At 59.5% G+C, this 23,733-nt stretch carries 22 protein-coding genes; 17 read left to right on the forward strand and 5 right to left on the reverse strand.

What is annotated here, in order from left to right:
* The first annotated feature begins 114 nt into the window (after positions 1–114).
* The 5 genes from fabI to trpE all read left to right on the forward strand — a co-directional run bounded on the left by fabI (position 115) and on the right by trpE (position 6,103).
* Entirely contained in the window at positions 115–921 is an 807-nt protein-coding gene (gene fabI, locus ACR0J4_RS01430) for an enoyl-ACP reductase FabI (RefSeq protein ID WP_170373803.1), read from the forward strand.
* 6 nt (positions 922–927) lie between these two features.
* Positions 928–1,437, forward strand: coding sequence for a xanthine phosphoribosyltransferase (gene gpt / locus ACR0J4_RS01435; RefSeq protein WP_170373804.1), 510 nt, complete (start codon positions 928–930; stop codon positions 1,435–1,437).
* Positions 1,438–1,494: 57 nt separating this feature from the next.
* Positions 1,495–2,670 (forward strand): aminotransferase, encoded by a 1,176-nt coding sequence (locus ACR0J4_RS01440; protein ID WP_170641772.1) that lies wholly within the window; start codon positions 1,495–1,497, stop codon positions 2,668–2,670.
* A gap of 68 nt (positions 2,671–2,738) precedes the next feature.
* Complete coding sequence (locus ACR0J4_RS01445) at positions 2,739–4,580, forward strand: SurA N-terminal domain-containing protein (RefSeq protein ID WP_170641774.1); 1,842 nt, start codon at positions 2,739–2,741, stop codon at positions 4,578–4,580.
* A gap of 11 nt (positions 4,581–4,591) precedes the next feature.
* On the forward strand, positions 4,592–6,103 hold the full coding sequence (gene trpE, locus ACR0J4_RS01450; protein WP_170641776.1) for an anthranilate synthase component I: 1,512 nt from the start codon (positions 4,592–4,594) through the stop codon (positions 6,101–6,103).
* Positions 6,104–6,156: 53 nt separating this feature from the next.
* Here trpE and ACR0J4_RS01455 read toward each other — a convergent pair whose 3' ends face one another.
* Positions 6,157–7,563, reverse strand: coding sequence for a divergent polysaccharide deacteylase family protein (locus tag ACR0J4_RS01455; RefSeq protein WP_170641778.1), 1,407 nt, complete (start codon positions 7,561–7,563; stop codon positions 6,157–6,159).
* Positions 7,564–7,758: 195 nt separating this feature from the next.
* Between ACR0J4_RS01455 and ACR0J4_RS01460 the strand changes: the two genes are divergently transcribed.
* From ACR0J4_RS01460 to lexA, 6 genes are all read left to right on the forward strand, one after another.
* Positions 7,759–8,340 (forward strand): anthranilate synthase component II, encoded by a 582-nt coding sequence (locus tag ACR0J4_RS01460; RefSeq protein ID WP_170459279.1) that lies wholly within the window; start codon positions 7,759–7,761, stop codon positions 8,338–8,340.
* Positions 8,337–9,356, forward strand: a complete 1,020-nt coding sequence (trpD, locus tag ACR0J4_RS01465; protein ID WP_170641780.1) for an anthranilate phosphoribosyltransferase — start codon at positions 8,337–8,339, stop codon at positions 9,354–9,356. Before ACR0J4_RS01460 ends, trpD begins: the two co-directional genes overlap by 4 nt.
* The gene (gene trpC, locus ACR0J4_RS01470) at positions 9,353–10,165 is read left to right on the forward strand and encodes an indole-3-glycerol phosphate synthase TrpC (RefSeq protein ID WP_170641781.1); all 813 of its coding nucleotides are present in this window, start codon (positions 9,353–9,355) and stop codon (positions 10,163–10,165) included. Before trpD ends, trpC begins: the two co-directional genes overlap by 4 nt.
* Entirely contained in the window at positions 10,165–10,638 is a 474-nt protein-coding gene (gene moaC, locus ACR0J4_RS01475; RefSeq protein WP_170548488.1) for a cyclic pyranopterin monophosphate synthase MoaC, read from the forward strand. Before trpC ends, moaC begins: the two co-directional genes overlap by 1 nt.
* Complete coding sequence (locus ACR0J4_RS01480) at positions 10,635–11,807, forward strand: molybdopterin molybdotransferase MoeA (protein WP_170548484.1); 1,173 nt, start codon at positions 10,635–10,637, stop codon at positions 11,805–11,807. The genes moaC and ACR0J4_RS01480 overlap by 4 nt, the downstream gene beginning before the upstream one ends.
* A 78-nt stretch (positions 11,808–11,885) precedes the next feature.
* Positions 11,886–12,584 carry a transcriptional repressor LexA gene (lexA, locus tag ACR0J4_RS01485; protein ID WP_170548481.1) on the forward strand — a complete coding sequence of 233 codons (699 nt, stop codon included), beginning with the start codon at positions 11,886–11,888 and terminating at the stop codon, positions 12,582–12,584.
* Here lexA and ACR0J4_RS01490 read toward each other — a convergent pair.
* Positions 12,578–14,629 (reverse strand): ComEC/Rec2 family competence protein, encoded by a 2,052-nt coding sequence (locus ACR0J4_RS01490; RefSeq protein ID WP_170747368.1) that lies wholly within the window; start codon positions 14,627–14,629, stop codon positions 12,578–12,580. The genes lexA and ACR0J4_RS01490 overlap by 7 nt on opposite strands.
* Positions 14,630–14,707: 78 nt before the next feature.
* Between ACR0J4_RS01490 and gltX the strand changes: the two genes are divergently transcribed.
* From gltX to ACR0J4_RS01505, 3 genes are all read left to right on the forward strand, one after another.
* Complete coding sequence (gltX, locus tag ACR0J4_RS01495) at positions 14,708–16,108, forward strand: glutamate--tRNA ligase (protein ID WP_170641787.1); 1,401 nt, start codon at positions 14,708–14,710, stop codon at positions 16,106–16,108.
* Between the two features lie 124 nt (positions 16,109–16,232).
* Positions 16,233–17,528: a citrate synthase gene (gene gltA / locus ACR0J4_RS01500; RefSeq protein WP_170641789.1), complete on the forward strand. Its 1,296-nt coding sequence runs from the start codon at positions 16,233–16,235 to the stop codon at positions 17,526–17,528.
* Positions 17,529–17,759: 231 nt separating this feature from the next.
* The gene (locus ACR0J4_RS01505; RefSeq protein ID WP_480668273.1) at positions 17,760–18,653 is read left to right on the forward strand and encodes an autotransporter outer membrane beta-barrel domain-containing protein; all 894 of its coding nucleotides are present in this window, start codon (positions 17,760–17,762) and stop codon (positions 18,651–18,653) included.
* 8 nt (positions 18,654–18,661) lie between these two features.
* On the opposite strand, the gene ACR0J4_RS01510 is transcribed toward ACR0J4_RS01505, so the two are convergent.
* Positions 18,662–19,729, reverse strand: coding sequence for a PA0069 family radical SAM protein (locus ACR0J4_RS01510; protein ID WP_170641793.1), 1,068 nt, complete (start codon positions 19,727–19,729; stop codon positions 18,662–18,664).
* A gap of 255 nt (positions 19,730–19,984) precedes the next feature.
* On the opposite strand from ACR0J4_RS01510, the gene ACR0J4_RS01515 reads away from it, so the two are divergent.
* Together ACR0J4_RS01515 and ACR0J4_RS01520 are read left to right on the forward strand one after the other, a co-directional pair.
* On the forward strand, positions 19,985–20,683 hold the full coding sequence (locus tag ACR0J4_RS01515) for a corrinoid protein (RefSeq protein ID WP_170373819.1): 699 nt from the start codon (positions 19,985–19,987) through the stop codon (positions 20,681–20,683).
* A gap of 109 nt (positions 20,684–20,792) precedes the next feature.
* Positions 20,793–21,452, forward strand: coding sequence for a DUF1638 domain-containing protein (locus tag ACR0J4_RS01520; RefSeq protein ID WP_170466756.1), 660 nt, complete (start codon positions 20,793–20,795; stop codon positions 21,450–21,452).
* Positions 21,453–21,454: 2 nt separating this feature from the next.
* On the opposite strand, the gene ACR0J4_RS01525 is transcribed toward ACR0J4_RS01520, so the two are convergent.
* Positions 21,455–21,865: a SufE family protein gene (locus ACR0J4_RS01525; RefSeq protein ID WP_170467692.1), complete on the reverse strand. Its 411-nt coding sequence runs from the start codon at positions 21,863–21,865 to the stop codon at positions 21,455–21,457.
* Positions 21,866–22,003: 138 nt separating this feature from the next.
* On the opposite strand from ACR0J4_RS01525, the gene ACR0J4_RS01530 reads away from it, so the two are divergent.
* Complete coding sequence (locus ACR0J4_RS01530; protein WP_170373821.1) at positions 22,004–22,531, forward strand: hypothetical protein; 528 nt, start codon at positions 22,004–22,006, stop codon at positions 22,529–22,531.
* Positions 22,532–22,535: 4 nt separating this feature from the next.
* Here the strand turns inward: ACR0J4_RS01530 and rnd are convergent, their stop codons facing one another.
* A complete protein-coding gene (gene rnd / locus ACR0J4_RS01535; RefSeq protein ID WP_170641795.1) occupies positions 22,536–23,693 on the reverse strand; it encodes a ribonuclease D in 1,158 nt (385 codons plus the stop codon).
* Between the last annotated feature and the right edge of the window lie 40 nt (positions 23,694–23,733).

The raw sequence follows: 23,733 nt of genomic DNA on the forward strand, positions 1-23,733 counted from the left end.
GACGGAAGCCTAGGGCGATTACCCGCCGCGGGCAAGACCACACGGCCTTGAAGCAGGGCAGTCAATGGCATAAACCCATCGCAACATAACGCGACGACAGGCGGAGAACCAATCATGTCAAATCAGTTGATGGCCGGAAAACGCGGCCTCATCATGGGACTGGCCAATGACAAATCAATCGCATGGGGAATCGCCCGCGCCTTGTCCAACGCCGGGGCCGAGTTGGCTTTTTCTTATCAAGGCGATGCTCTGAAAAAACGTGTCGACCCTCTGGCAGCGCAACTCGGCAGTGAAATCGTCCTGCCATGTGATGTCAGCGACGAAGCCTCGATCGACGCTCTGTTCACCTCACTGGAAGAGAAATGGGGCAAACTAGATTTCGTTGTCCACGCCATCGGCTTCTCAGACAAGAATGAGCTGCGCGGCCGCTATGTCGACACCAGCCGAGCAAATTTCAAACTGACTATGGATGTGTCCGTCTATTCCTTCACCGCCGTGATGCAGCGGGCCGAAAAGATGATGTCCGAGGACAGCAGCGCCATTACTCTGACGTATTACGGCGCCGAGCAGGTAATGCCCCATTATAATGTGATGGGTGTCGCTAAAGCCGCGCTCGAAGCGTCGGTCAAGTATCTCGCCGAAGATCTGGGCAAGGACGGTATCCGCGTTAACTCGATTTCCGCCGGCCCGATCAAAACACTGGCCGCCAGCGGCATCGGAGACTTCCGCTACATCATGAAGTGGAACGAATACAACTCCCCCCTGCGCCGCAACGTGACGATCGACGACGTGGGCAACTCGGCCCTGTATCTGCTGTCCGACCTCAGCAGCGGCGTCACCGGAGAGAATCTGCACGTGGATTCGGGCTATCACATCGTTGGTATGAAAGCCGTCGATGCCCCGGACGTTGAAAAGGGTTAAGAAAAAATGAGCGCCAAAGACCGCCTGCCCCACGAAAAAGGCTTCCACATCAGCTGGGACCAAATTCACCGCGACTCGCGCGCTTTGGCGTGGCGGCTGGATGGTCAAGGCCCGGATGATGGCGCATGGCGCGCCGTTGTTGCGATCACCCGCGGTGGCATGGCCCCTGCCATGATCGTCAGCCGCGAGTTGGACATCCGCACCGTCGACACAATCAGCGTCCGCTCGTATCACCATCAGGAACAAGGCGAAGCCGAAGTTTTGAAGGCACCAGATGCAAATCTGATGGGCGATGGTGAAGGCGTTCTGATCATCGACGATCTGGTCGATAGCGGGAAAACGCTGGAACTGGTGCGCGCGATGTACCCTAAGGCGCATTTCGCCACCGTCTATGCCAAGCCCAAAGGCCGCCCCATGGTGGACACGTTCATCACCGAAGTCAGCCAGGACACGTGGATATTCTTCCCCTGGGATATGGCCCTGCAATATGTCGAGCCTTATCGCGGCACCGACTAACTTCTTCTGTTCAAAAATACCTCGGAGCGCGAGGCAGAGCCTCGCAAAGATGCTGCCATGTCCCAAACACGCACTCGGTCCACTTTCCCCCCTCCAGTTATGGAGGCGCGGCGTTGGTTGGACGGGGTAGTGTTTCCTGATGACCGGCCCCTGATCAATGTTAGCCAGGCCGCGCCGGTTGACCCGCCGCCGCTGTCCATGCGGCAGGCCATGGCAGAGTTCGCGGTGACCGAAGACAGCGCCCATCTTTATGGGCCTGTGCTCGGCAATCACGATCTGCGCGCCGAATTGGCCGCGCAAATCAGCAATCACTATGCGGGGCAGGTTTCAGCAGATCAGATCGCCATAACGTCGGGCTGCAATCAGGCATTTTCAGCTGTGATTTCATCGCTCACCGACGAGGGGGATGAGGTCATCCTCCCAACCCCATGGTATTTCAACCATAAAATGTGGTTGGACATGGCCGGAGTGCGGGCCGTTGACCTGCCCACGGGCGACGATCTGCTCCCCGACCCAGACGCGGCGCGCGCGTTGATCACTGATAAAACCCGCGCCATTTCTCTTGTGACACCAAACAACCCGGGCGGCGTAGAATACCCGGCCGAACTGGTCAGCGCCTTCTACAATCTCGCGCGCGAGGCAGGCATTCGCTTGCTGGTCGATGAAACCTACCGCGATTTTGACAGCCGCAGTGGCCCTCCGCATGGCCTGTTCCGAAAGCCCGGCTGGGATGAGACGCTGGTGCATCTCTATTCCTTCTCCAAAGCCTACCGCCTGACCGGACATCGCGTCGGCGCGGTTGCAACCAGCGCAAGCCTGCTGGCCGAGGCCGAGAAATTTCTCGACACCGTCGCCATTTGCCCCGGTCAGATCGGCCAATTTGCCGCTCTCTGGGGTATGCAGAACCTGACGCAATGGCTTGCCGGAGAGCGGGACGAAATCCTCGACCGCCGTGCAGCGATTGCTGAGGGCATGCCACAGCTCGAGGCCAAAGGTTGGCGCCTGCTGGGTCTTGGTGCCTATTTCGCCTATCTCGAACACCCGTTCGACCTCCCGTCGGACGAGTTGGCGCAAAGACTGGTGCCCGAGGCCGGTATCCTGCTGCTGCCCGGCACCATGTTCATGCCTGATCATGACCTGGCTGGAAAACGTCAGGTGCGCATCGCGTTCGCCAATCTCGACCGCGCCGGGATCGCCCAATTGTTCGACCGGTTGCAGGCTCTGTCCTTCTAAGCTTGCCCCCCGGCGGTGCCCGTCGTATTCAGGGCCGCAACCAACAGGGCAAGCAGTAAGAGGGCATCATGGCCGCAGGCAAAAACAGCATCTCGAAAACCTTTGTCTGGATTCTGATGGGCCTTCTGTTCGTAGGCCTCGCAGGGTTTGGCGCCACCAGCCTAACCGGCACCATCCGCACGGTTGCGCAGGTCGGGGATGAGAGTATCTCGGTCGACGCCTATGTCCGCGAGCTTCAACGCGAAATCCGCGCGGTTGAGGCGCAGACCGGCCAAGCCCTGCAGATGTCTCAGGCGCGCGAACTGGGTCTGGAACAGCTCGCCCTGTCCCGCCTGACCGCTCTGGCCGCGCTTGATAACGAGGTTGGTCAACTGGGCCTGTCTATCGGTGACGAGAACCTGCAGGACGAGATCGTCTCGATCCCGGCCTTTCAAGGCGTGAACGGCACGTTCGACCGCGAAGCTTATCGGTTCCAACTGGAACAGATCGGGATGACCGATACCGAGTTCGAATCGGACCTGCGAAAGGAATCCTCGCGCACTATCGTACAGGGCGCGATCATCGGGGGCGTCGAAATGCCTGCGACGCTAACCGACACTCTGACAAATTACATCGGCGCGCGCCGTAGCTTTACCGTGGCGACTTTGGGCACGGATGCGCTGGAAACACCAGTCGGCGATCCGACCGATGCGGAGATCCATGCTTATTATGATGAGAACACTGACCAATTCACCCTGCCCCGCACCAAGCGTCTGACCTATGCGATCCTGTCGCCAGAAATGCTGCTGGATACGGTCGAGGTAGATGAGGACACGCTGCGCCGCCTCTATGATGAGCGCGCCGATGAATACCAGCAGCCCGAGCGCCGCTTGGTCGAACGCCTGAACTTCCCGGATGAGGACTCCGCGAACAACGCCAAAGCCCAACTTGAGGTCGGCGGTACAACGTTCGAGCAACTCGTGCGCGAACGCGAGCTTGAGCTGAGCGACATTGATCTGGGCGACGTGACACGCGAAGATCTGGGCGAGGCTGCAGATGAGGTCTTTGCCGCTGAGCTGGACTCGGTCGTTGGCCCTCTGCCCTCCGTGTTCGGCCCGGCGCTGTTCCGCATCAACGGCTCTCTGGCGGCCAACAACGTCCCGTTCGAGGATGCCGAGCCTGCCTTGCGGGAAGAACTGGCCTCGGACCGTGCGCGGCGTCTGATCGAAGCACAATCCGAAGACATCAACGATATGCTCGCTGGTGGCGCCACGCTGGAAGAGCTGGCACAGGAAACCGATATGGAGCTGGGCCAAATCGACTGGACCCGCGACAGTGTGGATGAAGTCGCCGCATATGACGGCTTCCGCAGCGCGGCTGAGGCTGTACGCGACGGCGACTTCCCCGAGATCGACTTCCTGGAGGACGGATCGATCTTCGCCCTGCGTCTGAACGAAGAACTGGCGCCGCGCCCGGAGCCTCTGGACAGCGCCCGTGACCGCGTGGCCGCTGCATGGGTTGCCGCCGAGACCGCCAAGGCACTGCAAGAGCAGGCCAATTCTGTTGTCACCACCTTGACAACGGATGGCGATTTCACCGCCACCGGCCTGCCGTTCCGCGTGGAAAACGCCCTGACGCGGACTGCGTTTCTGGATGACGTCCCCGCAAACTTCATGAACGAAGTTTTCGAGATGGAGCCGGGCGACTTGCGCGTCATTGGCGGCGAAGGAACCGCTCTGATCGTCCGTCTGGACGAAGTTCTGCCCCCGGCCGAAAGCGATGAGCTGCGTCAATTGAGCGACGCTCTGTCCGCGCAGATGAATCAGGCGCTGGCGCAGAACATCTTTGACGCCTATGTGCGCGATGCCCAAACCCGCGCGCGCCCGGTTGTCGACCAGCAGGCCCTGAACGCCGTACAGGCGAGTTATTAAACGAGACCCAAATGGCCCTGACACCCGAATATGAAAGCTTCGCGCGCGCCTATGAAGCGGGCGAAAACCAGGTCGTCTATACGCGGCTTGCGGCTGATCTCGACACGCCTGTCTCGCTGATGCTGAAACTGACAGGGGCGCAGAAAGATGCCTTTGTGCTGGAATCGGTTACCGGAGGCGAAGTGCGCGGGCGCTACTCGATCATCGGTATGAAGCCAGATCTGATCTGGCGTTGCCGGGGCGAGGCGTCCGAGCTGAACCGCTCGGCCCGGTTCGATGGCGAAGCCTTCACGCCGCAAGACGGCAATCCGATGGACAATCTGCGGGCGCTGCTGGCCGAAAGCCGCATCGACCTGCCCGATGATCTGCCTCAGGCGGCGGCTGGGCTGTTCGGCTATCTGGGCTATGACATGGTCCGTCTGGTCGAGTATCTGCCCGATGTGAACCCTGACCCGCTGGGCCTGCCGGACGCAATCATGCAACGCCCCTCGGTCATTGCAGTTCTGGACGGCGTTAAGGGCGAAGTGACCGTCGTGTCCCCGGCGTGGGTGACCGATGGCCAGTCGGCCAAGGCCGCCTATGCGCAGGCAGCCGAGCGCGTGATGGACGCGGTGCGTGATCTGGAACGCGCAATGCCTGCCGAAACCCGCGATCTGGGGGAGGCGCATGAGGTCGCTCCACCTGTGTCGAATTTCACCAAATCCGGCTATATGGAAGCGGTTGAAAAGGCCAAGGAATACATCCGCGCGGGTGATATCTTTCAGGTCGTCCCGGCCCAACGCTGGACGCAGGACTTCCCACTTCCGCCTTTTGCGCTCTACCGGTCACTCCGCCGTACGAACCCGTCGCCTTTCATGTTCTATTTCAACTTTGGAGGCTTTCAGGTCGTGGGCGCCAGCCCCGAGATCCTGGTGCGCGTCTTCGGCAGCGAAGTGACAATCCGCCCGATCGCCGGCACCCGCCCCCGTGGCGCCACCCCGGAAGAGGACAAGGCAAACGAACTAGACCTGTTGGCCGACAAAAAGGAGCTGGCCGAGCATCTGATGCTGCTGGATCTGGGTCGCAACGACACCGGCCGCGTTGCCAAGATCGGCACCGTTCGCCCGACCGAAGAGTTCATCATCGAGCGCTACAGCCACGTGATGCATATCGTCTCAAACGTGGTCGGAGAGCTGGCCGAAGACAAAGACGCGCTGGATGCGTTCTTTGCCGGGATGCCCGCGGGCACCGTGTCAGGCGCGCCCAAGGTCCGTGCGATGGAGATCATTGATGAGCTGGAGCCCGAAAAGCGCGGCGTTTATGGCGGCGGTGTTGGGTATTTCAGTGCGGGCGGCGACATGGATATGTGCATCGCCCTGCGTACAGCCATCGTGAAGGATCACAAGCTCTATATCCAAGCCGGTGGCGGCGTGGTCTATGACAGCGACCCCGAGGCCGAGTACATGGAAACCGTCCATAAATCCAACGCCATACGACGAGCGGCGGCGGATGCGGCCCGGTTCACGGGCAACCGCAACTCATAAAGAAAAGGTGGTTGATCACTTGATCAACCGCCCTTCTCTTTTCTGCTGACACGTTACTGAACTTCGCGTTTCATAACCGCTGAGATCGGCGCCATGGCAACCCGGTTGCCGCGGTCCTCAAGCCCCCATAGCAGCAGGGCCGAGATCGTCTCGGGGCGCACACGTCCCAGCATTACAACCGTCCCCTCCTGCCCGGCGCGGAATGCTGCCTGATCCAGGAAACGACGCATGATCTTCGGATCCTGCCGCGCACCATCGATATCGCGGAACACCACGCCAGAGGGGATGCCGTTGCGCGCGGCCAGTTTCTGGACCGTGTTCAGCCCGTTATCCTGCGTGATCAACCCGCGACCGGTGGCCGCCGCAATCGACGCAACCTGATCGGCCAGTTTCCGGTTGCCCTGAATTCCGCTTTCGACCCCTTCCAGAATACCTACTGTCTCGTGCAGCGTGTCCAACCATACGGCCATCGATACCTCGGCGTCCTGCGCGCTGGCGGATTCATGCAGATCGGCCATGGCCAGAACCTCAAACCCGGCGGCGCGATGGCGGGCCATTTTCTCGGCGGCGTCGGGATCAGAGGGGCTGATCGCGAAGCTGACGGGATACGGGAAGTCCTGCAAAGCTTCGGCTCCGAAAGAGCCCTCATCATCGATCAGGATAATCGACATCAGAGGCTTGGCTTCGGGGTTCTCAAAGCTTGCAGCGTAGTCCTCGATCGGCTTTCCGGTCATCTCATCTACGACCGCTTCATCGGTTTCGACCGGGGCATCGTCCCGTTCGGTCAGGGGAACAACGCGCGTGCCGACCAGTGTGTTGGTCGAGGTCGTGTCTTCTCCGCCGATCTGGGGAAGTGCGGCCAGTTTGGGCAGATTGCGGGGCAAGGTGTCCTCATCCCCTTCCACAGCGATTGGGCTGTTTTCAAAGGGATTCTCTTCATCCAGCTCAGCCTCTTCCGGCGCAAGCTGCGATGGCAGTTCGGGCAAAAGCGTTGCCACATCTTCTGGCTCGGCAGAGGGTTCCGGGGCTTCATCCACAACAACCGGCGCCGCGTCTGTTTCCGGCAAGGCAGGGGCGGTACTGGGTGCCCGCGGAGCAGCTGGCGCGTCGGTCATGACGGTCACGCTGGTTTGGTCTTCGGCCTGAGGTTCCTGCAACTCGTCGCCGGCCTCAGCCACGACGGGCTGTTCGTCGGGCACCGTTTCCAGATCGGACAGATCAAGCGCCTCATCCGGCTCTTCGGCGGGTTTCGGCCCAGCAGGCGGCAATTCCACAAGATCCGCGTCCGACGGGGTCTCGGCAATTTGTTCCGGAGCCTTGGGTGTTTCAACATCCACCGGCTCGGGTGCCTGAGTCTTGACCACCGGCTTATTGGCCAGCGGCGTGTTGAGCGACAACGTCACTCCCACGATCAAAACAACGACCGCCCCGACGATCATTCCTCCGAAAAATCCACGCATTGCTCGTGCCTCTCGACTTTAGTCTTGCCTCGCCCATCCTGCGCCATCTTTTGTGGCGCTCGACCTGATGGCGGGTCAAGAACGGGATGTCCTCTTGACGCTGCCTCACAAGCCTGAGCATGTATGTCCCGACATTATACCGTGGCCCGGGGCTGCATCGCCAGCCTGAAATGCCCAAGCGAAGACAAGTGCCAAATGCTGCTGCTGATCGACAACTACGACTCGTTTACCTACAACCTGGTGCATTATCTGGGCGAACTTGGGGCCGAAATGGTCATTCGCCGAAATGATGCGCTGGACGTACAAGAGGCCATGGCGATGAATCCCGCCGGAATTCTGCTGAGCCCCGGCCCCTGCGACCCGGATCAGGCGGGCATCTGCCTTGCCCTGACCGAAGCCGCAGCCGAGACCAAAACTCCGTTGTTGGGTGTTTGCCTTGGGCATCAGACCATCGGGCAGTCTTTTGGCGGCAAGGTCGTGCGATGCCACGAGATCGTGCATGGCAAAATGGGCACCATGAACCACACCGGCAAAGGTGTTTTCGCCGGGCTTCCTTCGCCCTTTGAGGCCACGCGCTATCACTCGCTAGTGGTTGAACGCGAGAGCCTGCCCGACTGCCTCGAGATCACGGCAGAGCTGGAAGACGGCACCATCATGGGGCTGCAGCACAAAGAGCTGCCCATCCACGGTGTCCAGTTCCACCCGGAATCCATTGCATCCGAGCATGGTCACGCCCTGCTCAAGAACTTCCTGCAAGAGTTGAAAGTTCCCGCATGAGCGACGCCCTGAAACCGCTGATCGGAGCGTCCGCCGACCGCCCTCTCACCCGTGCCGAGGCCGAGCAGGCCTTTGCCATCCTCTTCGACGGCGAAGCCACGCCCAGCCAGATTGGCGGTCTGTTGATGGCGATGCGCACGCGCGGCGAGACGGTCGAGGAATACGCCGCCGCCGCCGCCGTGATGCGCGCCAAATGCAACGCGGTGAACGCGCCCGAGGGCGCGATGGACATCGTCGGAACGGGCGGTGACGGCAAGCACACCCTCAACATTTCCACCGCGACGGCCTTTGTGACTGCCGGGGCCGGTGTGACGGTCGCCAAACACGGCAACCGCAACCTCAGCTCGAAATCGGGCACCGCTGATCTGCAGTCACAGATGGGGATCAACGTGATGGTTGGCCCTCAAGTTGTTGAAAAGGCGCTGAATGAGGCCGGCATCTGCTTCATGATGGCCCCCATGCATCACCCTGCGATTGCCCATGTCATGCCCTCACGGCAAGAGCTTGGAACCCGCACGATCTTCAACATTCTCGGGCCGCTGACCAACCCTGCGGGCGTCAAACGTCAGCTAACCGGTGCCTTCACGCGCGAGTTGATCCGCCCCATGGCAGAAACACTGGGCCTGCTTGGCTCCGAGCGAGCGTGGCTTGTACATGGCTCGGACGGAACGGATGAGCTGACGATCACAGGCATAAGCTGGGTCGCCGCTTTGGAAGACGACCGCATCAAGGAGGTCGAACTGCATCCCGAAGATGCTGGCCTGCCCGTCCATCCGTTCGAAGACATCGTCGGCGGCACACCCGAAGACAACGCCGTCGCGTTCCGCGCTCTACTCGACGGCGCGCCCTCGGCCTACCGCGATGCGACGCTGTTGAACGCGGCGGCAGCTCTGGTCGTGGCTGATGCCGCGTCAGATCTGCGCGAAGGTGTTGAAATGGCTGCTGAAAGCATCGACAGTGGCAAAGCAAAAGAAAAAGTCACCGCGCTGGCGCGGATCACACAGGAAGCCGCATGACCGAGACCGTTCTGGACAAAATCAAAGCCTACAAGCTGGAAGAAATCGAAGCGGACAAGGCACAGAAATCCCTGGATGAGCTCGAAAGCGACGCCAGAAACGCACCCGAGGTTCGCGGCTTTGCCGAAGCTCTGCGTAAAGCCGCCCGGTCTGGCTATGGCCTGATTGCCGAGGTAAAAAAGGCCAGCCCTTCCAAAGGTTTGATCCGGCCAGACTTTGACCCCCCGGCTCTAGCAAAAGCCTATGAAGACGGCGGCGCAGCCTGTTTGTCGGTTTTGACCGATACGCCCAGTTTCCAAGGTGCGAAAGAGTATCTGACCGCCGCGCGTGCCGCGACCAACCTGCCCGCGCTGCGCAAGGATTTTATGTATGACCCTTATCAGGTCATCGAGGCACGTGCCTTGGGCGCCGACTGCATTCTGATCATCATGGCCTCGGTCGAGGACACTCAGGCCGCGGAGTTGGAGCAGACAGCGTTTGACTGGGGTATGGATGTCCTGATCGAGGTTCACGATCAGGAAGAGCTGGAGCGCGCAACAGAACTCAAGAGCCCACTGATCGGGATTAATAACCGCAATCTCAAGACCTTCGAGACCACTCTGGATACAACGCGCCGCCTGTCCAAGCTGGTGCCCGGCGATCGCACCATCGTCTGTGAAAGCGGCTTGAGCACACCCGAGGATCTGGCGGATATCGCTCGCTACGGCGCGCGGTGCTTCCTGATCGGCGAAAGCCTGATGCGGCAGGATGATGTCACCTTGGCCACCCGCCACATCCTCTCCAACCCGCTGATCCCCGGAGTGATGTGATGCCGCTCACCCATTTTGATGCGAAGGGGCAGGCTCATATGGTCGATGTCTCGGACAAGGAGGTGACCGACCGCGTGGCCGTGGCCGCTGGCCACATCAAGATGGCCCGGGAAACCTTTGATTTGATTTCAGAAGGTCGCGCTAAGAAAGGTGACGTTCTGGGTATCGCACGGCTTGCGGGGATCATGGGGGCCAAGAAAACCCCAGACCTGATCCCGCTTTGCCACCCCCTGCCGGTGACCAAGGTCGCGGTCGAGTTGACGCTTGATCCCGACCTGCCCGGCGTTCAGATCGAGGCCACCGTCAAGACGTCGGGCCAAACCGGCGTTGAAATGGAGGCCCTGACTGCCGTCTCGACCGCAGCGCTGACCGTCTATGACATGACCAAGGCGGTCGACAAAGCGATGGAGATCGGCGGCATTCGCGTATTGCTGAAAGACGGCGGAAAATCAGGTCGTTACGAGGCGACATGATCACTGTCGAAGACGCCCGCGCCCTGCTTTTTGATCTGGTTGAAACGCTTCCCGTAGAAACCGTCCCTCTGGCCGAGGCCGCAGGTCGTGTGCTGGCGAAGGACGTGAGCGCTACGCGTGATCAACCGCCTTTCGCGGCCTCATCAATGGATGGCTATGCGGTCAAAGCGGCCGAAGTCGAACTGCACGCCATGTTCAAGCTGGTGGGTGAATCAGCAGCCGGAAATCGCTTTGACGGCGTAGTGGGTCCGGGTCAGGCCGTACGGATTTTTACCGGCGCGCCAGTGCCGGAAGTTGCAGATTTCGTTGTGATTCAGGAAGATGTCGACCGTAATGGCGACCTGATCACCATCAGCGATGACCCCGGTAAGAAAACCAACATCCGACCTGCTGGAATTGACTTCACCAAGGGCACGACAATCACCGCCCCGCGCGTGATCCGCCCCGAGGATGTGGCGCTCATGGCGGCTATGAATATCCCTCAGGTCCCGGTTGCGCGGAAACCTCAGATCGCGTTGATCTCGACCGGGGATGAACTGGTGATGCCCGGAGAGGTTCCGGGTCCGGATCAGATCATCGCGTCGAATACGTTCGGTTTGAAGGCGCTGTTGGAGCGTGAAGGCGCGCATGTTCGCATACTACCCATCGCGCGGGATACCGCATCTTCGCTGGAAACCGCCTTTGGGCTGGCCATGGGCGCGGATCTGGTGGTCACGATCGGAGGCGCCTCTGTCGGCGACTATGATCTCGTCTCTGACGTCTCCGAGGCATTAGGCGTGGAGCGCGCCTTCTACAAAATCCGCATGCGGCCCGGTAAACCTCTGATGGCCGGTCGCATGGGGGATGCGGCGATGGTCGGATTGCCCGGAAACCCGGTCAGTGCAATGGTTTGCGGCTATCTGTTCCTTGTTCCTCTGGTCCGGCGAATGCTCGGGTTGGAGGCCTTACTCAACCCGTTCAAAACAGCCGTACTGACCGAACCGCTTGCAGCCAATGGTCCGCGTGAACATTACATGCGCGCTATCGTCGGTGAAAACGGCATTCGGGCCTGCGCGGATCAGGACAGTTCCTTGCTGAGCGTTCTGGCCGATGCGAATGCTTTACTGATGCGCCCGCCGCAAGATCCAGCCTTGCCCGTAGGGGCCCAAGTTCAGTACCTGCCGCTGTAGAACATCCTCAAAATCGTTGACACAAAACGTGAACATGCGTAGAACAAATGCAAACGCATAAGCGACGAGGTATAAGCGATGCTGACCAAGAAGCAGCTGGATTTGCTGGAATTCATCCACAAACGCGTACAAGCAGACGGCGTTCCGCCCAGCTTTGACGAAATGAAGGCGGCGTTGGACCTTCGATCCAAATCCGGCATCCACCGACTGATTACAGCGCTTGAAGAACGCGGCTTTATCCGGCGTCTGGCGCACCGCGCCCGCGCGATTGAGATTGTCAAACTTCCAGAGAGCTTAGGCGGAGAGCCCACGGCGGGCTTCACCCCCCGCGTGATCGAGGGCGACAAGCCCGAAGGCCCGCGCCCTGCCAATTTCGAGCCAGTCTCGGTCGACGCGATGGAACTACCAGTCATGGGCCGGATCGCAGCCGGTGTTCCGATCGAGGCGATCAGCCATGTCTCACACCGCGTTGCCGTGCCCGGCCCGATGGTCTCGGGCCAAGGGTCGCATTACGCACTTGAGGTCCGTGGAGATTCGATGATCGACGCCGGGATCAACGATGGCGATGTTGTGGTGATCCGCGAAACCTCAACTGCCGACAATGGCGATATCGTTGTTGCTCTGGTCGAGGATCAGGAGGCGACGCTGAAACGGTTCTTCCGCCGTGGCAAAGCCATCGCGCTCGAGGCCGCGAACCCCGCCTATGAAACCCGCGTTCTGCCGCAGGAAAAAGTAAAGGTTCAGGGCCGTCTGGTCGGATTGATCCGGACCTACTGATTGCCCGTTTTCGCGCGGGTCCTCGTGGATTTCGGGGACCACAACCGATCGCCGATCATTTCGGCGCTTGAGGTTAATTTGCCACCTGAGATCGACAGGCTCCCGGTCTCATACAGCCGGTCCGGGTCGTAAATGGTGCAATCCCCGCTGAGCTTCAGATCGACCGAAGACACTATGATCTGACCGGTTTTACATTCGTCAAACTCAAGCGCCACGCGTTTGCCGGTGAGGTGGATCACCTCGGCCCCGGTCAGAGCGATCCTTTGCACACGATCTGCATGGCCCGGCCACCGACTGGCCGCCTGCCCCTGGGTCAGTCCGTCTCCGTCATTCTCAAGCCAGACCGTGGCCACGAATCCACTGCCCTTTTCTTTGCTGAGCGCACGGCCCTCACTAGTCATAACGCCGACCAGCCCGCCGGATTCGGCGATCAGAACCTCAGGCCGGTTGCCCGAGGTCCAAAGCACAAAGGCCAGGACCACCGGAGCCACTCCAACCCATCGCGCTCGGCCCTGCCACAAAGCCAGCCAGAGCGCTCCCAACGCGATCATGGGCAGGACAAACCATGGCGGGCCAACCACATAGCCCTGAGATCCGTCCAACCCGGACACCCACTCCGCGATCATCAAAATCCAACGCAGTCCCAGCCCCATGACCTCAAGCGCGATCCACTCCAACCCGAAAGGCGCCAACAGCGCCGCGACAACGGCTGCGGGCACGACGATGGACCCCATGACTGGCACCGAAAGCAGATTGGCCAGCAGGCCGTAATGCGACATCGTATTAAAATGCGCCGCTCCGATTGGTGCGGTTGCAAGGCCCGCGATGGCAGAGGACATTAGAAGGCCAATAGCGGCTTTGGACCATTTCGGCCCCGGCATCGGCCGAAAATCACGCAGCGCTCCGAACACAGCGACCAGAGCGGTGGTCGCCGCGAAAGACATTTGAAAGCCGGGGCTGAGCAGGGTTTCGGGGCGAAGGGTCAACACGATCAATGCGGCCACAGCGACAGCCCGTAGTGAAATGGCGCGCCGGTCGATCAGAACTGCTCCGAACATGACGCTGACCATGACAAAGGCCCGCTCGGTCGCAACATTGCCGCCGGATAGCATCAGGTAGATCACAGCCGCGAACAGCGCACATCCAGCGGCAAGTTTGCGGACGGGCAAACGGAGGGCCAAAACGGGGATTGCAGACAATCCAATGCGGCAGGCCATGAACACAAACCCGGTTAGCAACCCCATATGCAGGCCTGAAATCGCCAGCAGATGCGCAAGATTTGACGCGCGCAGCGCATCGAGCGTGTCTTGCCCCATGCTGCTCCGGTCTCCTGTCGTGACGGCGGCTGCGAACCCTCCGACCTCGTCCGGAAGATAGGCGCGCACATGGTCCGAGATTGCCATGCGAATGGCCGTGACCCGAACACCCTGCACCGCGTCCTGCGGCGGCGCGATGGTCATCACCGGCACCCGGGTGTACCCGACGGCCCCCAGCCCTTGAAACCAGGCGTGACGACGGAAATCGAATCCTCCGGGCTCGACAGGGCCTTGCGGCGGGGACAGGTGCGCCGTGGTCATGATCCGTTGTCCCGGCGCGATTGGCCCGACCTCGGAATGAACAGAAAGACGGATGCGCTGCGGACGCCGGTGCTCTGGCACGTCCCCTACCCGCACCTGATCCAACGTCAATCGCAGCGCATCCGAGGCGGAGCGGTCCATGGCGACGACCCTCCCCTCGACAGGGCCATAGTATCGCCATGACAGAACCGGTTCCGCCACCATATGGGCGCGGGCACCTGCCAGCAGAAAGCCAGCCGCTACCAGCGCCCCCCCGATTGCCAACGCGCCCCATCCGGCAGGCAACACACGACCCAAGCCGATCAAAGCCAACCCCGTGACGGCCAGACCCAGGTACAAAGGCCCCTCAGCTTCGAACCGCAACCCGAAATAGAGACCGATCCCAAGGGCCAAACACACCGGAGACCACGGAAACAAAAACCCGATCTGGTTCAGCAGCGCCAACCGGACCTGTGCGAGAACACGCATGGTTGCCCCCGTCCTTGAGGCTCGTTAGACAGGCGCCAAGCTAAGCCCATCGCGGTTACCAAAAGGTTAATCAACACAATGTCCGATCAGGTCGTCACCCGTTTCGCCCCTTCGCCTACCGGTTTTCTTCACATTGGCGGCGCGCGAACTGCGCTGTTCAACTGGCTCTATGCGCGTGGACGCGGAGGCAAGTTCCTGTTGCGGATTGAGGACACGGACCGCGAACGCTCGACCCCAGAGGCCACGGCGGCGATCCTGCAAGGGATGGCGTGGCTGGGTCTGAATCATGATGGAGATGTCATCAGCCAGTTCGAAGGAGCTGCGCGTCATGCCGAAGTAGCGCATCAGCTTCTGGCCGAAGGCAAAGCCTACAAGTGTTTCTCGACCCAGGACGAAATCGCGGCATTTCGTGAGCAAGCCCGGGCCGAGGGCAAATCGACCCTGTTCCGCAGCCCATGGCGCGATGCCGACCCTGCAAACCACCCGGATATGCCCTTCGTGATCCGTATTAAGGCCCCGCAAGACGGAGCCACTGTGATCCGCGATCAGGTCCAGGGTGACGTGACCATCCGGAACGACCAGTTGGACGACATGATTCTGCTGCGCTCAGATGGGACACCGGTCTATATGCTCGCGGTTGTGGTGGATGATCACGACATGGGGGTGACCCATGTGATCCGGGGCGACGATCACCTGAACAACGCCGCGCGCCAGATGATGATCTATGAGGCGATGGGCTGGGATGTTCCGGTTTGGGCTCATATCCCACTAATTCACGGGCCGGATGGCAAGAAGTTGTCGAAACGTCACGGGGCCCTCGGCGCGCAGGAATATCAGGCGATGGGCTACCCCGCCGCAGGGATGCGCAACTATCTGGCCCGCCTCGGCTGGAGCCACGGCGACGACGAGTTCTTTACGGATGAACAGGCCAAAGAATGGTTCGATCTGGGCGGAATCGGCAAAAGCCCGGCGCGGTTCGATCTGAAAAAGCTCGAGAACCTGTGCGGCCAGCATATTGCGATCTCAGATGATGCTGCGCTGCGGCGTGAAATCGAAGCCTACTTGGCGGCGGCCGACCTGCCACCTCTCTCAGAAACACAATCCAGTGATCTGGAAAGCGCGATGTATTGTCTCAAGGACCGCGCTCGGACTTTCCCGGAACTGCTTGAAAAAGCGCATTTTGTACTGACCTCGCGCCCCATCGAGTGCGATGAGAAAGCCCAAAAGGCACTCTCATCTGTATCCGATGGTATACTGAGTGAATTGACGCCGCAGCTGCAAAATGTTAGCTGGTCCCGGAACGAGCTGGAGGAGGCTCTGAATTCCTTTGCAGAAGCAAAGGAGGTCAAGTTCGGTAAGCTGGCAGGCCCACTTCGGGCGGCATTGGCGGGTCGGGCAGTCACTCCTTCGGTTTTTGACATGATGCTTGTGCTGGGGCGCGATGAAACCCTGGCGCGGCTTTCTGAAGCAGCGGTTTAAACCCAATCTTCATATTCGGGTAACGCTGCACCGCTAACACACCCGGGCTGCGCGCCCGCGCGCAGCCATTGCCCGTAGGTCAGGGCAATGAACTGACCTGCGCACACATGAAGAAGGGACAACCATGACTGATAGCAACAAGACAGCAACTCTGACCGTCCATGGCAAAGAGTATGAGTTGCCCGTTCACTCTCCAACTGCTGGGCCTGATGTTGTCGATATTCGCAAGCTTTACGGTCAGGCAGGTGTGTTCACCTACGATCCCGGCTTTACCTCGACCGCCAGCTGCGACAGCACCATCACCTATATCGACGGCGACAAAGGTGAGCTGCTGCACCGTGGCTACCCGATTGATCAGCTGGCCGAAAAGTCGCACTTCCTCGAAGTCTGCTACCTGCTTCTTTACGGAGAACTGCCGGTTGCAAAAGATCTTGAAACTTTCGAATCCACGATCACGCGTCACACCATGCTGCACGAACAGATGCAGTATTTTTACCGCGGCTTCCGTCGCGACGCGCATCCGATGGCCATCATGGTTGGCGTCGTCGGAGCGATGTCGGCCTTCTATCACGATTCGACCGATATCTCGGACCCGCATCAGCGCGAGGTTGCTTCGCATCGCCTGATCGCCAAGATGCCGACAATTGCGGCCTGGGCCTACAAGTATCACACAGGCCAGCCCTTCGTGTATCCGCGCAACGATCTGGATTATGCGTCGAACTTCCTGCGCATGTGCTTCAGCGTTCCGGCCGAAGAATATGAGGTGAACCCGATCCTCAGTCGCGCGATGGACCGCATCTTCACCCTGCACGCGGATCACGAACAGAACGCCTCGACCTCGACCGTGCGCCTGGCATCGTCTTCGGGCGCGAACCCGTTTGCCTGTATCGCCGCCGGCATCGCCTGCCTCTGGGGTCCGGCACATGGTGGTGCAAACCAGGCCTGCCTTGAAATGCTGGAAGAGATCGGCACCGTCGATCGTATCCCCGAATACATCGCCCGCGCCAAGGACAAGAATGATCCGTTCCGCCTGATGGGCTTTGGCCACCGGGTTTACAAGAACTTCGATCCGCGTGCGAAGGTGATGAAGCAATCTGCCGACGAAGTCCTGGATTTGCTCGGTGTTGAAAACAACCCCAAACTGCAGGTCGCCAAAGAGCTTGAGAAAGAAGCTCTGCAAGATCCGTATTTCGCCGAGAAGAAGCTGTTCCCGAACGTGGACTTCTATTCGGGCATCATTCTCGAAGCGATGGGCTTCCCAACCTCGATGTTCACACCGATCTTCGCCCTGTCGCGCACAGTCGGCTGGGTCAGCCAGTGGAAAGAGATGATCGCCGATCCTCAGAACAAGATTGGCCGCCCGCGTCAGCTGTATCTGGGCGAAACACTTCGCGACTACGTGGATATCGAAAAGCGCTGAACCGCACGACAGATCAAACAGAAACAAGGCTCCGGACGTTCTCCGGGGCCTTTTTTTTGATCCTGAGTTGTTGTAGCGCTGCGTCACTTGCCCCGGCGGTTTTTGCGCCTGCTTCTCTCAGCCTAAGACCATGGATATGGTCTCGTGAAATTGTAGAAACCCTGTGTTGCGATGGTATGTCGGTTCCTTCAAATAGCCTTTCTGGCGTTTTTTGCGTTTCCGGCGTCTGGTTTGGCGCAAGGGATTCTTGAGGACATTTTCAAACAGATCCAGCGCGAAAACGCGGCGGGTTCTCTGGCTATTTTGGGCCTTGCTGGCATCCCTGATGACTCGGCCAGTGCGATCTCCCTGCAATCAAACACGGGAAATCGAGAGTATGATTTCAAATCTGCGCAATTGGGCGGGGGCTTTCGACTGAGCGAAGGCGTGCCCATCTACCTCGAAGGCTATATCGGCTATGCGCGCTATGACCCGGTCCTGTTCTTTTCTGGCTCCGGCGAAACCACCACGTTGCCACTCAAATGGACAAGCGCCGCTGTAACAGGCGGTATCGGCTACCAATTTGACTTGGGAGAGCGATGGAAACTGACGCCCATGGCGCATATCTCGATCGGGCGCACCCAATCTGACACGTCAGTCGCCGCTCAAGTGATCGCCGAGCGGCTTGGCATAGAAGCTGATTTCCTCGAAAGCGGCGGTCTCTGGGCCGGAGGTGCGGGCGGTTCGCTGACGCTGGATTACGCACGCCCTCTGACCAATGACCGAGAGTTCGAGATGAGCCTTCGCTACACGCATATCGAATACTGGCCCATTGGTGACGACGAAGACCTCCTCGTGCAATCGACGGCTGCAAATGCAGTGCTTTGGTCACGGTACCGGTTTCCGACAGGCAGTCGGATGTTTGGCCGACCGGTACGTTGGGTCGGGGATCTGTCTATCTCTTACCTGGCCGGGGATCAGTCGATTGTTCTGGGCACAGATTGGCTGGCCCGCGTCGGCGGCGGGATCGAGGTTGATCTGTCCGACACCTGGGTGCCATGGGTGAGTACCACACGGATCATGGTCCGCTACTATGGCAGCGACACGGTCAACGGGTTCACAGCCGGGATCGGTATCAGTTTCTGACGCGCGGCCTAAAACAGGCTCATCTGATCGCCCGACTGCGTAGGTTTTGCGAAAAGATCGCGACGCAGTTCGTCGGACTTCACCTTCAGGCCCAAACGTTTGACGGCCACCTTGAAGCGTTTTGCGATCAATTCGGCATACTCACCTTCTCCCCGCATCCGGTGACCCCAGCGTGGGTCATAGTCGCGACCTCCATGCATCTCGCGCAGCCGCGCCATGACCTTTTCGGCCCGCGCGGGTTCATGTTCGGCCAGCCAGTCCTGCCACAGCGCCGACACCTCTCGGGGCAGACGCAGCATGATCCAGCTTGCAGTGTCGGCACCGGCCTCATGCCCGACCTCCAGCAGGGTCTCAAGCTCATGATCCGTAAGCCCGGGCACAACGGGCGAGGTCATCACCCGCACCGGCACCCCTGCCCCGGTGAGACGTCGGATGACCTCCACCCTCCGTTTGGGAGACGGCGCGCGCGGCTCCATACGACGAGATAGGCCCGCGTCCATAGTTGTCAGGGATATCCCGACCCGAACCAGACCCTGCGCGGCCATGGGCGCTAGAATATCCAGATCCCTCTCGATCAGGGTCCCTTTGGTCACGATCGCTATGGGGTGGTTGAAATCCCTCAGAACCTCAAGACAGGCCCGCGTGATCCCGCGTTCTTTTTCAACGGGTTGATAAGGGTCGGTGTTGGTACCCAAGGTAATCGGCGCGACCTTGTAGGACCGCGCTGACAATTCCTTGCGCAGCACCTCGGCCGCATTGCCACGCGCGGTCAAACGGGTCTCAAAATCCAACCCTGCAGACAGCCCCAGATAGGCGTGACTGGGCCGTGCGAAGCAATAAACGCAGCCATGCTCACACCCGCGATACGGGTTGATCGAGCGGTCAAACGGCAGGTCGGGCGAGCGATTATAGGTGATCACACTGCGCGCCACCTCGTCCCGGACCTCGGTTCTCAGAAGCGGTTGATCTTCTTCGATGTCCCAACCGTCATCCGTTTGGACCGTGGCAAGTTTTTCAAAGCGACCCGCGTCATTGGATGCGGTCCCTCGAGCGCGGATATTGGTTTGAGGTTGCATTCGTTCACTCTTCGTTCTCATCATATTGATACGCGAATACTGAACGCCAGGCAACCATCCACTGTTTTTGCTAACCTGAGCCAGACACAGGATGATCATGCATATTATTCTGTCGCCCAATGCCGATTTTTGACATAAACGTCGGTCCCGAAACCGCCGAGGTCGCAATCGTCACAGTAAATATGCGACGTTTTGGCCAAAACGAAAAAAATGCCACCCCGGACCAAGGGTCCGCACAGCTCAGGAAAACACCCCATGTCCGACGAAGAAGACATCATCCTGTCCGAACTGAACGACGAAGAGCTTGTTGAACAGATGTTCGACGATCTCTACGACGGCCTGAAAGAAGAGATCGAAGAAGGCACCAACATCCTTCTCGAGCGCGGCTGGACCCCCTACGACATCCTGACCAAAGCTCTGGTCGGCGGCATGACCGTGGTTGGCCACGACTTCCGCGACGGCATCCTGTTTGTGCCCGAGGTTCTGCTGGCCGCCAACGCCATGAAGGGCGGTATGGCGATCCTGAAGCCTCTGCTGGCTGAAACAGGCGCACCGCGCGTGGGCAAGATGGTCATCGGCACCGTGAAGGGTGACATCCACGACATCGGCAAGAACCTTGTTTCGATGATGATGGAAGGCGCAGGTTTCGAAGTTGTAGACATCGGCATCAACAACCCGGTCGAGAACTACCTGGAAGCACTGGAAAACGAACAGCCCGACATCCTGGGCATGTCGGCCCTGCTGACCACGACCATGCCTTACATGAAGGTTGTGATCGACACGCTGGTCGAGCAAGGCGTTCGAGATGACTACATCGTTCTGGTCGGCGGCGCACCGCTGAACGAAGAGTTCGGCAAAGCCATCGGCGCTGATGCATATTGCCGTGACGCGGCTGTGGCGGTTGAGACGGCCAAGGATTTCGTCTCGCGCAAGCACAACCAACTGGCGGGATAAGAACACCGTTTTATGTTCTGAAAGGGCCGCTCGATTTCGGGCGGCCTTTTTGTTTCAAGCCGCGTTTTCGGGCAAAATCACCCGGACCAGCCAACCAGAGGACCTAGGAATGGCACAGAGCCAACATCCCGATGACGCCAGTCTGACGACCGATGGATATGACGAAACCGGCAAGGGCCGTATCCTGTTGCTGGCCTGTGGGGCGTTGGCGCGCGAGATTCTGGACCTCAAAACCCGCAACGGCTGGGACCATATGGATCTGACCTGCCTGCCCGCGATCCTTCATGTCCACCCCGAGAAAATCACACAGGCTGTCGAGGACGCGATTGCCAAGCATCGTGAGAACTACGATCAGGTCTTCGTCGTCTACGCGGATTGCGGCACTGGCGGCCTGCTACAACAGGCATGCGACCGGCTGGGTATCGAGATGGTCAAAGGCCCGCATTGCTATTCGTTCTTCGAAGGGAACGAGGCCTTTGCCGCTCAGGGAGAGGACGAGACAACCGCCTTCTACCTGACAGATTTTCTAGCCCGACAGTTCGATGCCTTTGTCTGGAAACCGCTGGGGCTGGATCGCCATCCTCAGCTGCGAGACATGTATTTCGGGAACTACACCAAACTAGTCTATCAGGCCCAAACAGATGATCCCGCGCTGACGGCGCGCGCAAAAGAATGTGCCGAGCGTATGGGTCTGGATTTTGAGCGCCGCCTGACCGGCTATGGCGATCTGGAAACCACGCTGACTGATTGGGCGACAAGAACGCGCTGACGCTACGCATTCTCCTGCGCGACTTCGCGGATGCGTTCGATCATCGCCCTCAGACCGTTCGACCGCTGGGCGGACAGGTGGTCATTCAGGCCCAGCCGCGCCAACTCTCCGCCGGCGTCGACCTTGATCACCTCAGAAACCGGCAAGTCGTTGTAAAGAAGACGTAAAACCGCAATCAGGCCACGGACGATCAGCGCATCGCTATCCCCATCGAAACGAAACACGCCGCCATCGATCATCGGGTGCAGCCACACTTGGCTGGCGCAGCCGTCCACTTTGGTGGCTGGAACTTTGAGCGCATCGTCCAGTGGCTCCATCGCCTTGCCCTGTTCGATCACATGGCGATAGCGGTCCTCCCAATCTTCGAGGAACTCGAAGTCTTCGACAATTTCTTCAAAGGCGGGCGTTGCCATGGCGCGGCGGTCCTTCTGTTTCATTCACAATTGTGACCTATGCCGACGATAGCCCCCTGTCCAGCCCTCGCCGTGGCTTTTCAAGGCAAGGAAATTGCGCTAACCCATTGCGTGAATGACTGTTAAAGCCGTGGGTCCATGCAAAAATCACTGTCTCTTCTTATCATCGCCGCGTTGACCCTGTCTGCCTGCAATAGCTGGCGCAATTCACGGGCGAACCCGTCGAACTGGTTCGGATCCAGCCAGCCAGCCCCGGTCGAAACCGCCCCGGTAGACGAGGCCTATGCCCTGGTGCCAAGACAAAGCGATGGCATCGGCTTGTTTGATCGTCCCGTAGAAGAAGACACCAGCGTTCCAATTGCAAAAATCGACGAGCTGCGGATCGACGCGACGCCTACCGGAGCGATCGTCTATTCCTCGGGCACGGCGCAACGCCAGGGCGCGTTTAACGCCCGTCTGGTGCCCGTGAATTCGGAAGAAAACCAGAAGAACGGCGTGATGGAGTTCACCTTCCTGGTGAATTACCCCAAGGCGCAAACGGCTCAAGGCACTGAGCGTTCGCGAATGGTTTCCGACGCCATCAACGTCTCCCGGCAAGAGCTTGAAGGCATTCGCCTGGTCCGCGTGGTTGGGCAGCAAAACGCCCTGGAATCACGCCGCCGCTAAACGATCAGAGGGGCACGACCTTCACGTTTTGCCCCTTTGCAGCCAGTGCGATCTTGCCTTCGCACAGCTTCAGAGCATCCTCACCGAACACCTCGAACCTCCAGCCGGTCATAGAGGGAAGGCCGCGCTCGCCCGCTGCGATCTGGTCCAGTTCGGCGCTGGTGGCGATAAGCTTTGCCGCCACACCCGAGCTTTCGGTTTTCGATTTCAGTAGCACCCGCAACAGATCGGCCAGCGCCGGGTTAACCTTTAGTTTGTCGCGGCTTGTATCGACCTTGGGCAATTGTTCGGGTGGACAGTTCACACCCTTTTTGACGGCCGCCAGAATGCCTTCCGCAATTGCCCCTTTGCGCGCCTCTCGCAGCAACAGACGCGAGCCGCCAAGGTCTGATGGCGTTTTGGGTTTGGTCGAGGCCAACTCGATCAGCGCGTCATCCTTGAACACGCGGTTGCGTGGGATGTTGTTATCCTGCGCATGGGATTCGCGGAACTGCGCCAACTCCCGCACAACCGCCAGAAACTTGGCCGAGTTGGTCCTCGTTTTGACACGCTTCCACGCATCCTCGGGCCGGATGTCATAGGTGCCGGGCTGGGTCAGGATGCGCAACTCCTCGGACACCCAATGGCTGCGCTTGGTCTTCTCAAGCTCGGCCGCGAGATGTTCGTAGATCTTGCGCAGATGGGTCACATCGGCCAGCGCATAGGTCTTTTGTGCATCCGTCAGAGGACGCCGCGACCAGTCGGTAAAGCGCGAGGTTTTATCAACCCCCTGCTTGCAGATCTTGCGCACCAGCGTCTCGTATCCCACCTGTTCACCAAAGCCACAGACCATCGCAGCAACCTGCGTGTCAAAAAGCGGGGTTGGGAACACATGCGCATCGACCCAGAAGATCTCAAGGTCCTGACGCGCAGCGTGGAACACCTTGACCACGCTCTCATTCCGGAACAGCTCGTAGAGCGGCTCAAGCGAGATACCATCAGCCAACGGGTCGACGAGAACGGCGCTGTCTTCATTCTCGGAGGGGACGGCAAGCTGCACCAGACACAGTTTTGAATAGTAGGTCCGCTCGCGCAGAAATTCGGTATCTACAGTGACATAGGGAAAGGCAGCAGCAGCCGAGCAGAAATCAGCCAGCTCTTGCGTCGTTGTCAGAGTTCTCATGCGCCGTACTATTCTTGTTCTTTGTGTGACTGCCCGTTTT

This window comes from Ruegeria sp. B10 (assembly GCF_056539825.1).